Annotated in this window: 14 protein-coding genes; all 14 read left to right on the forward strand. The window is 58.0% G+C overall.

Annotation, left to right across the window (positions count from 1 at the left end; genetic code table 11):
* The first annotated feature begins 167 nt into the window (after positions 1-167).
* Complete coding sequence (gene motA, locus CFBP6623_RS01150; protein WP_046800586.1) at positions 168-1,040, forward strand: flagellar motor stator protein MotA; 873 nt, start codon at positions 168-170, stop codon at positions 1,038-1,040.
* Positions 1,037-1,996 (forward strand): FliM/FliN family flagellar motor switch protein, encoded by a 960-nt coding sequence (locus CFBP6623_RS01155; protein WP_046800587.1) that lies wholly within the window; start codon positions 1,037-1,039, stop codon positions 1,994-1,996. The genes motA and CFBP6623_RS01155 overlap by 4 nt, the downstream gene beginning before the upstream one ends.
* 65 nt (positions 1,997-2,061) lie before the next feature.
* Positions 2,062-2,601: a flagellar motor switch protein FliN gene (gene fliN, locus CFBP6623_RS01160; protein ID WP_046800588.1), complete on the forward strand. Its 540-nt coding sequence runs from the start codon at positions 2,062-2,064 to the stop codon at positions 2,599-2,601.
* Positions 2,602-2,628: 27 nt separating this feature from the next.
* A complete protein-coding gene (gene fliG, locus CFBP6623_RS01165) occupies positions 2,629-3,672 on the forward strand; it encodes a flagellar motor switch protein FliG (protein ID WP_046800589.1) in 1,044 nt (347 codons plus the stop codon).
* A 128-nt stretch (positions 3,673-3,800) separates the two neighbouring features.
* Complete coding sequence (gene flhB / locus CFBP6623_RS01170; RefSeq protein ID WP_046800590.1) at positions 3,801-4,883, forward strand: flagellar biosynthesis protein FlhB; 1,083 nt, start codon at positions 3,801-3,803, stop codon at positions 4,881-4,883.
* Positions 4,884-4,888: 5 nt separating this feature from the next.
* Entirely contained in the window at positions 4,889-5,326 is a 438-nt protein-coding gene (locus CFBP6623_RS01175; protein WP_046800591.1) for a hypothetical protein, read from the forward strand.
* A gap of 298 nt (positions 5,327-5,624) precedes the next feature.
* Complete coding sequence (locus CFBP6623_RS01185; RefSeq protein ID WP_046800592.1) at positions 5,625-6,941, forward strand: flagellin; 1,317 nt, start codon at positions 5,625-5,627, stop codon at positions 6,939-6,941.
* Between the two features lie 247 nt (positions 6,942-7,188).
* Positions 7,189-7,839: a hypothetical protein gene (locus CFBP6623_RS01190; RefSeq protein ID WP_046800734.1), complete on the forward strand. Its 651-nt coding sequence runs from the start codon at positions 7,189-7,191 to the stop codon at positions 7,837-7,839.
* Positions 7,836-9,116 carry a MotB family protein gene (locus tag CFBP6623_RS01195; RefSeq protein WP_046800593.1) on the forward strand — a complete coding sequence of 427 codons (1,281 nt, stop codon included), beginning with the start codon at positions 7,836-7,838 and terminating at the stop codon, positions 9,114-9,116. The genes CFBP6623_RS01190 and CFBP6623_RS01195 overlap by 4 nt, the downstream gene beginning before the upstream one ends.
* A complete protein-coding gene (gene motC, locus CFBP6623_RS01200; RefSeq protein ID WP_046800594.1) occupies positions 9,113-10,402 on the forward strand; it encodes a chemotaxis protein MotC in 1,290 nt (429 codons plus the stop codon). Before CFBP6623_RS01195 ends, motC begins: the two co-directional genes overlap by 4 nt.
* Positions 10,399-11,760 (forward strand): flagellar hook-length control protein FliK, encoded by a 1,362-nt coding sequence (locus CFBP6623_RS01205; RefSeq protein WP_080842294.1) that lies wholly within the window; start codon positions 10,399-10,401, stop codon positions 11,758-11,760. Before motC ends, CFBP6623_RS01205 begins: the two co-directional genes overlap by 4 nt.
* Positions 11,708-12,274, forward strand: a complete 567-nt coding sequence (locus CFBP6623_RS01210; RefSeq protein WP_046800596.1) for a lytic transglycosylase domain-containing protein — start codon at positions 11,708-11,710, stop codon at positions 12,272-12,274. The genes CFBP6623_RS01205 and CFBP6623_RS01210 overlap by 53 nt, the downstream gene beginning before the upstream one ends.
* A gap of 282 nt (positions 12,275-12,556) precedes the next feature.
* Entirely contained in the window at positions 12,557-13,228 is a 672-nt protein-coding gene (locus tag CFBP6623_RS01215) for a response regulator transcription factor (protein WP_046800597.1), read from the forward strand.
* A 105-nt stretch (positions 13,229-13,333) separates the two neighbouring features.
* The gene (locus tag CFBP6623_RS01220; RefSeq protein WP_046800598.1) at positions 13,334-14,638 is read left to right on the forward strand and encodes a flagellar hook protein FlgE; all 1,305 of its coding nucleotides are present in this window, start codon (positions 13,334-13,336) and stop codon (positions 14,636-14,638) included.
* Positions 14,639-14,647 lie beyond the last annotated feature (9 nt).

Here is a 14,647-nt window from a genome sequence, read left to right on the forward strand (position 1 = left end):
TGATCCCGATCTCGAGGCGCACGTCCGCCTTTGCCGGCATATTGCCGTAGCTTGCTTGTGCGAAACTGGTTGCCGGAGAAGCATGAAAGAGGCGTAGCGGACAGGTTCACGCAAGCCACATTTTCTAGAGATGGCGGCATGGAACACTGTTCGGGCGTGGTCGATCAATGAATATTGTAATTGGACTTATAATCACCTTCGGCTGCATCATCGGCGGCTACATGGCGATGGGCGGCCATCTGGACGTCCTCATCCAGCCGTTCGAACTGTTGATTATCGGCGGAGCGGGGCTTGGCGGCTTCATCATGGCGAACCCGATGAAGGTCGTGAAAGATTCGGGCAAGGCGCTCGGCGAGGCCTTCAAACATTCGGTTCCGAAGGAGCGCAATTATCTCGACGTGCTCGGCGTGCTTTATTCGCTGATGCGCGATCTGCGCACGAAATCGCGCAACGAGATCGAAGCGCACATCGACAATCCGGAAGAATCCTCGATCTTCCAGTCGGCGCCCTCGGTTCTGAAGAACAAGGAACTGACCTCGTTCATCTGCGACTACGTTCGCCTCATCATCATCGGCAATGCCCGTAGCCACGAAATCGAGGCGCTGATGGATGAAGAAATCGAAACCATCCTCTACGACAAGCTGAAGCCTTACCACGCGATCACCACCATGGGCGATTCCTTCCCCGCCATCGGTATCGTCGCGGCGGTTCTCGGCGTCATCAAGGCCATGGGCAAGATCAACGAATCGCCGGAAGTGCTGGGCGGCCTGATCGGCGCCGCACTCGTCGGCACCATGCTCGGCATCATCCTGTCCTACTCGATCTGCAACCCGCTCGCATCGCAGGTCAAGATCGTCCGCTCCAAGCAGCACCGCCTCTACATCATCGTCAAGCAGACGCTGATCGCCTACATGAACGGTTCAGTGCCGCAGGTCGCGCTTGAATACGGCCGCAAGACCATCTCCAACTACGAGCGGCCGTCCATCGACGCCGTCGAGCAGGAGATGATGAATCCCGGCGGCGAAAACAAGGCGGCATGACCATGGTAAAAGCTGCAGCGCAAAGAGCCCCCACCATCGACACGGCCCTGCTCGCGCAACTCACCGGTGGGCTTTCCGATCGCAAGACGATCGCCAGGATCGGTTCCGATATCGGCCATCTCTACAGCGAATTCCTGCCTGATATCTTTCACAGCGAGACCGGCATCGCGATCGATGTCGAATATATCGGTTCCGAATCGGGGCTGATGACCGATCTCATCGCCAATGTCGGGCACAACGTCTCGGTTGCCGATTGTTCGCTGCGCAACTGGTGCCCCAATTTCATGATGGCGGTCGGCAACGGCTTTGTCATCGCGCTCATGGAGCGCATGCTGGGTGCTGCACCCGACACCATCGGCGAACCTGACGAGCGCAACCTGTCGCATATCGAACTCGACCTTGCGGCCATGGTTCTCGGCCGCATCGCGGGCGTGCTGCGTTCGGGCGTCAACGCGCCGGGCGGCTTCGAGGCGACGATCGACCCGCCGTTCAGTGCTAATGGAAAGAGCGCCTTCGACGAGATGATTGCCGGCCTTTACGGCGTCAGCATCCGCATGAAGATCGATATCGGCAAGGTTTCGTCGGAGTTTTCTCTCATCGTGCCGCAGCGGCCCCTGCTCAAGACCTCCATCGTCGCGCCCAAGGCTTCGGCCCAGGCGCTGAAGAAGCAGGAGGAATGGATGGAAATGATCTCGCAGCAGGTGAAGAGATCGCAGGTAACGCTCGAGGCGCGCATCAAGCTCGAAACGCTGACCTTGCGGACGATTTCCAAACTGGTTGCCGGCGATGTCATTCCGTTTCAGGATCTGAAGCAGGACGATATCGGCGTCGAGGTCAGCGCCAACGGCTCCAAGCTCTATAATTGCGAATTCGGCAAGTCCGGTGAGCGCTACATGGTTCGGGTGAAGAACAATGTCAGCACGGACGACGAGATTTTGCGACATTTGATGGGTTAAAATCCTGCCCGCCCTTTTTGGGCTCTGGGCAGGCTGACGCAAGTTTCAAAGGGAATAATCAGCGCATGGCTACGAAGAAAACACCTCTGACCGATGATGCGGAGCTGCCGTCGCTGGAAGATGCCGGCGACATCGACCAGGCTATCGGCGATCTGCGTGGCGTCCTCAAGACGGACGCGGAAGGTTCGCTGTCCGATTTTGGCGACTTCGGCGATTTCGGAAGCACGGACGACGCTTCCGATGATACCGACCTTTCCGCCTTCGGTGGCGGAGCGGCCAGTTTTGCGATGGATGATTTCGCCACCACCCCGCAGGTCGCGGGTGTGAAGGCGCCGCTTGGCAGCGGATTGTCCGAGAACATGGAACTGATCATGGACATCCCGATCGATGTCCAGATCGTTCTCGGCACCAGCCGTATGCTGGTTTCGGGACTGATGAGCCTCGAAGAGGGTGCGACGATTGCGCTTGACCGCAAGATTGGCGAGCCCGTCGAGATCATGGTGAATGGCCGCCGTATTGCGCGCGGTGAGATAACGGTACTTGAAGACGACGATACGCGCTTCGGCGTAAAATTGATTGAAGTAATGAGTACCAGAAAAGCCTGATCCCTGTGGGGACGGAGAGGAAAGACCATGATGGACTTCGAGGATTTCGGTAACCCCCTTGCGGGCAAGCCGTTGTCTCAGGCCGACAAGGCGGCCGCGGTGCTGCTTGCCATGGGCAAGGGTGTCGCCGGCAAGCTGCTGAAGTTTTTCACGCAGCACGAATTGCAGATGATCATTTCCTCGGCCCAGACCCTGCGCGTCATTCCTCCCGATGAGCTTGCGCAGATCGTGGCGGAGTTCGAAGACCTGTTTACCGAAGGAACGGGTCTCATGGACAATGCCAAGGCAATCGAAAGCATTCTCGAAGAAGGCCTGACCCCTGAAGAGGTGGACAGCCTTCTCGGTCGTCGTGCAGCCTTCCAGGCCTATGAAGCCTCGATCTGGGATCGCCTGCAGGAAGCGGAGCCGGAATTCGTCGGCAAGTTCCTGCTGCGCGAACATCCCCAGACCATCGCCTATATTCTCTCCATGTTGCCCTCATCCTTCGGTGCCAAGGTTCTCCTGACCATTCCCGAAGAGCAGCGCGCCGATATCATGAACCGCACGGTGAACATGAAGGAAGTGAGCCCGACGGCTGCCCAGATCATCGAGAAGCGTGTGATCAATCTGATCAACGAGATCGAAGCGGAACGCAATGCAGGCGGCTCCACCAAGGTTGCCGATCTGATGAACGAGCTGGAGAAGCCGCAGGTCGATACGCTGCTCAGCTCGCTCGAAACACTGAGCAAGGAAGCCGCAAACAAGGTCAAGCCGAAGATCTTCCTCTTCGACGATCTCATGTTCATGCCGCAGCGCAGCCGCGTCATGCTGCTCAACGATGTTTCGGCCGACGTTCTGACCATGGCGCTGCGTGGCGCCACGATGGAAATCAAGGAATGTGTGCTGTCCAGCATCAGCCCGCGCCAGCGCCGCATGATCGAATCGGATCTTGCCGTACCGCAGGCCTCGGTCAACACCCGCGAAGTGGCGATCGCCCGCCGCGCAGTTGCCCAGGAGGCTATCCGTCTGGCCAATTCCGGCCAGATCCAGCTGAAGGAAGCCGGCGCGGAAGAACAATCGGCCGCCGCTTGAGCGGAAGCCGGTTGATAACCCACCCTTCGGGCAGAACCGGCCATTGCGATGGCCGGCCCCGGACGCTAGTTTCGGGATGACGGCCTGCCGGGATCGGCGGGCCTTTTTTTTGATCCCGGGAACGTGCCTTGGCAGACGATGAGGACAAGGACAGTAAAACAGAAGCCCCGACGGAGAAAAAGCTCCGCGATGCGGCTGAGAAGGGCAATCTTCCCTTCTCTCGGGAAGTGCCGATCTTTGCCTCGTCGCTCGCTTTTTACTGTTATCTGGTCTTCTTTTTGCCCGATGGCGCCGGCCGTCTTGGCGTCACGCTGAAAGACCTGTTCGGTCAGCCCGAACAATGGGACCTCAGCACCCGGCCTGATGCCCTGTCTCTGCTTTATTTCCTCGGCACGTCCATGGCCTATCTGCTCATGCCGGCCATGATCATGTTCATCGTTTTCGGCCTTGCCTCGTCGTTTCTCCAGAACCTGCCATCGCCAGTGCTTGAGAGGGTGCGCCCGCAATGGTCGCGCATCTCGCCCGCAAAGGGGTTCACGCGCATTTACAGCAAGCAGGGCTTCGTGGAATTCGGCAAGTCGCTGTTCAAGATATTGATCGTCTCGATCATTATGTTCATGTCGCTGCGCGGCGATTTCTACAGCCTCATCGACCTGATGTTTTCCGATCCGCAGGTGATTTTTGTCAGGGTCGTCGAGATCGTCAAGAAAATGATGGTCGTGATCCTGCTTTCGACCGCATTGCTTGCCGCCGTCGATCTTTTGTGGACGCGCCACCACTGGTTCAGCCAGCTGAAAATGACGAAACACGAGGTGAAGGAAGAGTACAAGCAATCGCAGGGCGACCCTGTGGTCAAATCCCGCCAGCGTTCGATCGCCCGCGATCGCGCCCGCCGCCGCATGATCAACAATGTGCCGCGCGCAACACTTGTCATCGCCAACCCGACACACTTTGCGGTGGCGTTGCGTTACGTGCGCGAAGAAGGTGACGCGCCTGTTGTCGTCGCCAAGGGCCAGGACCTTATCGCATTGAAAATCCGCGAGATTGCGGAAGAAAACAATATCCCCGTTTTTGAAGACCCACCGCTCGCACGCTCCATGTTTGCGCAAGTCTCGATCGATAGTGTGATTCCACCAGCCTTTTATAAGGCTGTGGCTGAGCTCGTTCATCGGGTTTACGCCATGAAGTCATCGAAAATACGGGTTCAATAAAACCAATGAAAAAATCCGCCTATTCTGAACAGCGGGAAATGATCGTCGCAGAGGCGATCAACCCGATCGCTACCGAATTACGATTGCTAGACCCGGCAGACCTGATTTCGTTGCTCAGATTCGAGTGCTATGGCAGCATCGCCGACCTCGTCTCTTCCGCCGCAGAGCTTTATTATCATCCCGGCACGATCAATTTCGGTGCGGGTGGCGAATACAAGCTTGAATGGGAAGGCGCCCCGGAGATCGTTCTCGATCTCGAAATCAAACCGAAAGGCGCCACGGTCTATGCGCAGTTGATTCTCGCCAATGAACATGCGGCGGTCGAGATCAATCATGTTTCGTTTCAGAACCCGTCGGAAAATCCGGATGAGAATACCGAGTTCCTGCGCAGAAGCCTGATGGCGGCCCGATTCGTTCCGGCCCATCAGGGCGAGGCGGCCTGAACATCACAACCGGATAATTATCCGTTGCGACTGCCGAATTGGCGGTCGCAGCGGTTTTGTTTGATCGCTTTTTTGCCCGAGCTTGCCTGAAGCCTGCAGCTTTATGCGAAACCGCTCCGGCGAAGCGAGGAACGCCTTGCAAATCAGCGTTGTTGTTTGGTACCTATCGAATTAACGATTTGTTAACGAACGGCAGGTCGCGGTGGCTCATTTCAACCATCGCCGATGCGCATGATGCTCCTGCTCGTTTTCGGCGCTGCGCCGGATTTCTTCTTACATTTTGAATTGGGTGGAACCCATGACCAGCATTATGACCAATGCGGCGGCAATGGCCGCGCTGCAAACCTTGCGCATGATCGACAAGAGCCTTGAGACAACGCAGGCGCGTGTCTCTTCGGGTTACCGTGTCGAGACGGCGGCGGATAACGCGGCCTATTGGTCTATCTCCACGACCATGCGCTCCGACAACACGGCGCTTTCGGCCGTACAGGATGCGCTGGGTCTGGGAGCCGCAAAGGTCGACACCGCCTTCGAGGCCGTTGAAAGTGCCATCGAGACGGTCAAGTCTTTGAAGGCGAAGCTGGTCGCCGCCTATGGCGTAGGTAGCAACCGGACGAAGATCCAGGAAGAAATCAAGCAGCTTCAGGACCAGCTGAAAAGCATTTCCGAATCGGCCTCCTTCTCCGGCGAAAACTGGCTCCAGGCGAAAATCGGCGATGGCAAGACACCGGCTGCCGAAGAGCCGACCATCAAGAAGATCGTTGCCTCGTTTACCCGCACCGCTGCAGGCTCGGTGGGCGTAACGACTGTCGATTATTCGCTTGATTCGAGCACCGTGCTGTTCGATCTGAGCGGCGGAAAATTCGGCATTCTCGACACCGAGGCCCGCTTCCTCCGCAAGAACGAGATGTCGGTCACGATGCGCACGACGGACACGCCCGCGCTACCTGCACTTCCTACAGTCACCGACAAGAATTACGTGGTTACTACGCTGAAGGACAGCGAGGTCGCTGCTTTGGCCGGCTTCAGTCTCAAGGCAACGGGTATTTATACGAATGCCGCCAGTACCCAGGGATATTTGAAGATCGGCGACGGCGTCTGGGTAAAGCTCACCTCTACGGATCCGGCAAGTGCCACTGCTCCGGCCACCGACAGCACCACACCGGTCGCAACGACGACATCGCCGAACACCAACTGGTACTACGACATTTCCGCGGCGGTCGATCCCGACACCCGCAAACTCGGAATCTCGGTATCGACGCTCGACATCAACAAGCTGACCGACCTCGCCCAGAAAATGGGAACGATGACGGGAGAGCAATATACCGAAGCCGATGTGCTGGATGCGATGATGTCCTTTGTCGACGGACAGCTTGAAGCGATGACCAGCGCGGCATCCAGCCTTGGTTCGCTGCAGAGCCGCATCGATATGCAGGAAAACTTCGTTTCGAGCCTGATGGACGTGATCGACAAGGGCATCGGTCGTCTCGTCGATGCGGATATGAACGAGGAATCGACCAGGCTGAAGGCGCTGCAGACGCAGCAGCAGCTCGGCATACAGTCGCTTTCGATCGCCAATGCCAACGCGGAGAATATCCTCCAGCTCTTCAAGTAAGGGTTTGGCCCGGCATGGGCAGGCGCGGAGACAAGACGCGGGCTTCCGGAACAGGCCGCCTTCATCCTCGCACAAGTTTGAACACCTAACGTCGGGGCAATATCGGCTGGATCGCATGGCGTGATCCGGCCGGAGCAATGGAAGAGACGGACAGGGTAGCAAGGATGACGATGGTGCCGCCAAACGGCTTAAATCGCAGGCAAGGAAACATGTCTCGCCTCTCTGGCCAGTTTTGCCGGGGGCGCGCATGAGCGCCTCCATTGCAAGATATCTCAAGGATTTCGGTGACAGCCAGCCCGCCGGGCTGGCGTTTGGCGATCCGCTGGCGGATGCCGAGGGCATGTCCGGGTTCGGTGACGTCGCTGCCGGTTTCGATGAGTTCGAGACCGTCGATGTCGAAAGCGAAAAACAGGCTGCCTATGCCCGTGGCCGCGACGATGCGACCCGGGAAATCACTGAGAAGATGCAGGCCGAGCAGGACGCGTTACTGGCTTCCCATGCGGCCGAACTGGAGGCCCTGCGTTCCGTCTACCTCGAGGAGATCGCGGTTTTCCTGTCCCGTGGTCTGCGTGAGGGCATCGATGCGATCGCGGCCAATCTCAGCGAACAGACGGCCAGTATCCTTGCCCCGGTTCTGACGGAAGAGCTGTCGCTCAAGGCGGTTTCGGCGCTGGCGGATGTGGTGCGCGCTTCCATGCCGGATGGCGAGGCTGTCACAATTGTCGTCAAAGGTCCCAGAGATTTGTTCGAGCATTTGAAGGCCCAACCGGGCTTCGAAGAAGAAACGATGAAATTTACCGAGACCACGGACATCGACCTTTCCGTCGAACTGGGTGAGAGCGTGTTCGTAACCCGCATGTCCGCCTGGGCGTCCAGTCTTCGCAAGGTGATGAAATGAGTGAAGGCGAAAATCACCACCACGGCAAAAACGAGATCATCATCGTCAAACGCCACAAGGGTGGGCACGATGGCGCCCATGGCGGTGCTTGGAAAATCGCCTATGCCGACTTCATGACGGCCATGATGGCGTTCTTCCTCGTCATGTGGCTGGTCAATGCCGCCAATGAGGAGACCAAAGCCTCGGTTGCCAGCTATTTCAATCCGATAAAACTGTCCGATGAAAAACCCTCGTCCAAGGGGCTGGAAAAGCCCGTGGACAAGGAAGAGGGTGTTGAGAAAAAGGACCAGTCGAATATCAAGGCGGAAAAGGTAACCCAGGGCTCTGCCGCGGCGACGGGCGAGGACTTGACGTCCCAGACTGGCGAACAGTCGAATTTCTCGGAAGCCGACTTCTTCGAGAACCCCTATTCCGTGCTGGCGGAAATCGCCCAGCAGGTCGGGCAGCAGGCCAATGTCAGCGCCAAGGGTGAGGGCGGTGCAGCTGATTCCGGCCCGGCGACGGGCGCAAGCGGTGGTGAAGCCTATCGCGATCCCTTCGATCCCGATTTCTGGACCCAGCAGGTGAAGATCACCCGCGCCGACCAGCAGCAGAACCCGACGGAGCCGCAGCAGACGGCGGAGAAGCAGCAGGATGCGGCCAAGGACGCCGAAGCGGTGTTAGCCGCAGCATCTCAAAAGCCCGCTGATCCTTCGCAAGATGGCAAGCCGATGGAAGTTGCCGCCGTTGTGCCGCAGCAGCGCCCGGATGCCATCGAGCAGGCAGCACTTGTAAAACCGCAGCCGGATGAGCAGCAGGCCACTGATGCCGAATGGCAAAAGGCCGACACGCTGCGCGAAGAAATCGAAAAGCAGATTTCGGGCATTACCGGCAAGCTCTCTGAAGGCCTGGTGGTAACGCCGGCCGAAGGTGGATTGCTGCTCACCATTTCCGACCAGTCGGAGACGCCGATGTTCAATGTCGGATCGGCCGTGCCGCGGGGTGAAATGGTTCTGGCCATGGAAAAGATCGGCAAGTTGCTTCAGGAACGGGGCGGCAGCGTGGTGATCCGCGGCCACACCGACGGACGACAGTTCAAGGGCGAAGCCAATGACAACTGGCGGCTTTCAATGGATCGCGCCCACAGCGCCTATTACATGCTGGTGCGCGGTGGTCTCTCGGAAGAGCGGGTGAAACAGGTCTCGGGCTTTGCGGATCGCAGATTGCAGGTGCCGGCAGACCCTCTGGCGGATGCCAACCGCCGTATCGAAATCCTACTTGAGGCCGATCGGGGGTGAGTGTGACGAAATCCTCGAAACGCTGGCTTTTTCTCGCGGCGACGCTTTGCGGTCTCGGTGCGGAGCCGATCAAGGCATTCTCGCAATCGCAAGACAGCCTCATGCCCTATGCTATGTTGCGCTCCCTGCAATTCGTGCAGGATTCGGTTGCCATGGGCGACCATTCGGCAACGGAAATGCAGCGGTTCCTGCTCCAGACTATCGATGAGCGGCTTAAAAGTGCACCATCGGCGATCTTCAAGGATCCGCGTAATGTCGATGCGGCGCTTGTCTATGCCATGAGCGGCGGCAATCCGGCGACGCTGGAATTGCTGGTCGCGCGCGATGTGGACGGCAATTTCGACAGCCGCGTCGCCGATATCTTGCGCAAATACCTCTCGGGCAAGGGTACGCTGGTGGCGCAGAGCATTGCAGCTATGGTGCCTGAATATCGCGGCACGCGGATCGGTGCCTACCTGGCACTGATCGGCGGCAATGTGACAATCCCGCGTGATCCGCTGGCCGCACTGGGTTTTTACGACATAGCCCGGCTGGAAGCACCCGGCACCATCGTGGAGGAGGCAGCCCTTCGCCGCTCGCTGGCAATTGCGGTTGAAGACGGCGATGCGGCGCGCGGTGTCGATTATGCGCAGCGCTACGCGCGGCGCTTCCTGCATTCGCCATATGCCAGCCAGTTTGCGGATCTTCTGGTCTCGCTGGTGGTCAAGCGGGCGGATTCCATCAGCGAGGAAGCGATACAGGAAACATTCGCCATGATGGACACGGAAAGGCAGAAGGAAGCCTATCTGCGCCTCTCCCGTCTGGCGGCGATCAGCGGCAAGGACGGGCTGGCACGCATGGCGGCGCTGAAGGCGAAAGCTCTGTCTCCCGCCCTGCCGGACCAGCCGGAAGCACAGGCAAATCTCTATGAAAGCCTTTCCAACATCGGCACGCCCGATGTGGTGAGTGCGATCGAGACGATCGTGCAGATCCCCGAAGGGCAGCTTTCAGATCGCGACAGGGCGCTGCGGGATGCAGCAAGGGCGATCGCCGAGCAGGTGGTCCGCGCACCCTCGTTGCAGCCGGGGCAGCCCGGCGCCGAGGTCGGCGCTGCGACTACCCAGCAGGACGCCAGACAGAACCCATCCTCGAATGGGACAGCTGGCACTGGAGAAAAGAGCATATGGCGGGTTGAAACCCACAAGGCTGACGATGAGGGCGAGAATGTGCGGCAACTCGTAACGAGCGGCCGCAGCAAGCTTGATGAAATCGATAGCCTGTTGAAGAAAGGCGAGGGGGCACCATGATCGACGGAACCATCAACGCGATAGTGAATGCGCCATATAATGATCCGCGTGCCGGCAGCGCCGCAGTCAGGGACGACGCCAAGGGCGGAAGTTTCGGCGAGGCCCTGTCCACCGTTCGCGATGAGCGCCCAACGCAGGCACCGCATTCGCGCCATCAGCAGGAAGCAGGTTCGGCTGAGGAGCAGCATGCGCAGCCCGAAGGTGGCGAAGAAGAAGCAAAGACGCCGGTGAAGCGGCCTTCGACCTTCCTGAATGTGATCGGCAACGACCATTCCGCAGAAGGTCGCAGCCATGAGACGGCAGCCGAACTTCAGAACGCGGGGAAACCGGCGCGCACATCGGCTGAAAACGGCAAGACCGGCAAGAAGCTCAAGGACGACGCCGACAAGGATACGAAAACGACGGCGGATGCCATTGAGCCGAAACTGGCGGATATGAATACGATCGCGACCAATGTCGGCGATATCGCGACGGCCAAGACACCGCTTGAGGAGATCGCACAGGCGATCGCCGGCAAGGCCGATCTGGTCAAATCCGACAGGACCGAGACCGTCCGTGGCAAGACGGAGCCTTCGCCCAAGGACATGCCGACACGAGCCGAGCTTGCTGGCAATGAGGCCGAATCCGGCTCGGATAGCGAAAATGGTGCTTCGGCATTCCGCTTCGCCTCCTCGCGTTCCGGCACGTCCCGCGCCCTCGATATGAGCACGGTTCAGCGCGAAGGCCGTGTTGAATTTGATGCCCGGGAAAGCACCGGCAAGGCGGCGGATACGATAACGGTTCTCGATTCACGGCGGTTCATCGGCCTGGCGCCATCGACCAACGCATCCGCATTGACCGGTCTCATCGCTAATGATCCGGAATGGGTCAGCGCGATGCAGCCCGGTTCGTCGCTCTCCAACGCCGCTGCCCAGAGCAGCACAGGCAAGGTTGTCCATACGCTGAAGCTGCATATGACGCCGATCGAGCTTGGATCGGTGACGATGTCGCTGCGTCTGGCCGGCGACGAGCTCGCCGTTCACATGACGGTGGAGAGCGTTGCGGCCTATAAAAAGCTTCAGGAAGACAGCAAGAGCATCCTTGATGGCCTGAAAGCGCAGGGTCTGACGGTCGATAACATCACGATCAGCATCGCTTCTTCCGACAAGAGTGACCAAACGGGCACACAAGGCAACAATCAGCAAAATCAGCAGGCGCAGCAGCAGGGCCAGCAGGCCGCTGCAGGGCGCAACCGTGACGAGTCCGGCGCACGGGATGGCCGGCAAGGCAATGGTGATAATTTGGGGGTGCATAATGAAGGCATGGATGGCGCTCTCGGCTCTGGCCGTTCTTCTGCTGACAATGGCGTCTACCTCTGAAAAAGCCTCGGCTTCGGCAACATCAGGTGTCTGTGAAAGAGAAATCCAGTCCGCCGCCCGCAAATATGGCGTGCCGGAGGGAATTCTCTATTCCGTTGGCCTGACCGAGACGGGCCGCAAGGGGCGGCTTGACCCCAATGCCATGAATATTGAAGGAAAACCGGTATTTGCCGCATCCACGGAGGAGGCATTGACCACTTTCGAGGCGGCGAAGCGCAATGGCGCCAAGCTGATCGACCTCGGATGCATGCAGATAAACCACTATTTTCACGGCGAAAACTTCACATCCGCGCGCGAAATGTTCGATCCGCGCCGCAATGTCGAATATGCCGCCATGTTCCTGCGCAACCTTCACAACAGGCATGAAACCTGGACCATGGCGGTCGCGCGTTATCATGCGGGCCCCAATAACGATCCGGCGCAGAAGAAATATGTCTGCCGGGTCATCGCCAATCTGGTGGCGACGGGCTACGGAAAATGGACTGCCAACGCGAAAAATTTCTGCGACGGTTGACAACCTGAAATTGTCTTTAAAAACCGCAGGACTCGTAATTTGAAATGTGGCGATAGATTGATCGAAAAAAGGCGCTGCAAGCGGTTTTTTGGGAATTTTAAAATTTTTACACAAAAATTTTGTGCCATATATGGTTAACAACCACTATATATAGATCAAATCGGCACAAAATAGTTAATCAATTATTAATATCTATCGATGATTTCCTACAGTTGTCGCTGAATCCCCCGATTCGTACCAATGCCTTATTGGAAAACACCACACTGATTCGGAGGCGGACGAATGATCGTAGTGGTTGATGAGCGCGAGCTCGTTAAAGACGGCTATACATCTCTATTTGGGCGTGAGGGCATTCCCTCGACCGGGTTCGATCCGGTCGAATTCGGGGAATGGGTCTCGACGGCAGCGGAAAGCGATCTTGCGGCCGTGGAGGCCTTCTTGATCGGCCAGGGCGACCGGAGCTTCTCTTTGCCGAAGGCGATCAGGGATCGCACGACGGCGCCGGTTATTGCGGTCAGCGACCAGCCCTCGCTGGAATCGACGCTGGCACTGTTCGACAGCGGCGTCGACGATGTCGTGCGCAAGCCGGTTCACCCCCGTGAAATCCTGGCGCGTGCGGCGGCGATCCGTCGCCGGCTGCAGGTCATTTCGAACTTTACCGATGCTGGCCCTATCCGGGTTTTCTCCGATGGCCGTGATCCGGAAGTCGGTGGCGAAGTATTTCCCTTGCCGCGCCGTGAGCGCCGCATCCTTGAATATTTGATCGCCAATCGCGGACGCCGCGTCTCCAAGACGCAGATTTTCAATGCCATTTACGGCATCTTCGATGATGACGTCGAAGAGAATGTCGTCGAAAGCCACATCAGCAAGCTGCGCAAGAAGCTGCGCAAGAAGCTCGGCTACGATCCGGTCGATTCCAAGCGGTTCCTCGGCTACAGCATTGATTGGCAATGATCTTCATTGACCCGCGTGGTCTTTTTCAAACGCGGTATTTCAGACAGCTTCACGCAAGCCAAACGCTTTACCTTCTCCCTGAAAGATGACCACGAGGGTTTTTGAATGAGTATTTTCGGCACTATGCGAACCGGTGTGTCCGGCATGAATGCGCAGGCGAACAAGCTGGGCACCGTGGGCGACAACATCGCCAACGCAAGCACCACCGGCTACAAGCGCGCATCGACGTCGTTCTCCTCGCTCGTTCTGCCCTCCTCGTCGGGCAGCTATGCCTCCGGCGGCGTGCAGTCCAATGTACGCTACAGCATTTCCGAGCAGGGCAACCTCTCCTACACCACCTCAAGCACCGATCTTGCCATTCAGGGCAATGGGTTCTTCGTGGTTCAGGATGGTGCAGGCACGCCTTACCTCACACGCGCCGGTTCCTTCGTGAAGAATGCCGAAGGTTATCTGGAAAACGCAGCGGGCTTCCAGCTGATGGGTTACCCCTACGGCTCCAACCCGCCGGCTGCCGTCGTCAACGGCTTTACTGGTCTTGAGGCCATCAACGTCAACAATTTCGGTCTGACGGCCTCGCCCTCGACACAGGGCAGCTTCCCGGCCAACCTGAACCGTGACGAAGCAATCGTACCGGCAGGTTCGCGCCCCATTGACAACGTCGCAACCGCAAAGATCGGCGCAAAAACATCGCTGACGGCATTCGACAGCGGTGGTGCCAAAGTCCTTTACGATTTCTATTATACGCGCATCGACAATGACACGTCCGGCAACCCGCAATGGGAAGTGTCGGTCTATCGTCAGGATCAGTCGACGAATGGCGGCTTCCCTTACACGGCAACACCGGCTGCAAATCTGGTGCAGGAGAAGGTAACGCTGGTCTTCGATCCGGCGACCAACAAGCTGAAAACCGGAACCCCTGCATCTCCGACATCCATCACCATCGACGATCAGGTCAGCGGCGTAGCGCAGTCGATCAAGATCGATCTGTCCGAGATGACGCAGTTCTCCTCGAAGTTCACGCCCGGCACCGCAATCCTGAACGGTAACGGTCCGAGCCAGATCAAGGATGTCGAAATCGGCAAGGACGGTGTGGTGACGGCAGTCTATCAGGATGGTGGCCGCCGCAACATCTACCAGCTGGCGCTGGCAACCGTGCCGAGCGTCGACAACCTCAGCCCGCAGAACGGCAACGTCTATCTGCCCAGCAACGAGTCGGGCGTCGTTACCATCGGTTTCGCGCAGACGGGCAGCTTTGGTTACATCCAGAAGGGTGCACTGGAAGGCTCAAACGTCGATATCGCCAGTGAACTCACCGACATGATTGAATCCCAGCGTATCTATACCGCGAATTCGAAGGTCTTCCAGACTGGATCGGATTTGATGGACGTCCTGATCAATCTGAAGAGATAGTAATTCCTA

This window comes from Agrobacterium tumefaciens (genome assembly GCF_005221385.1).
Taxonomy (GTDB): domain Bacteria; phylum Pseudomonadota; class Alphaproteobacteria; order Rhizobiales; family Rhizobiaceae; genus Agrobacterium; species Agrobacterium tomkonis.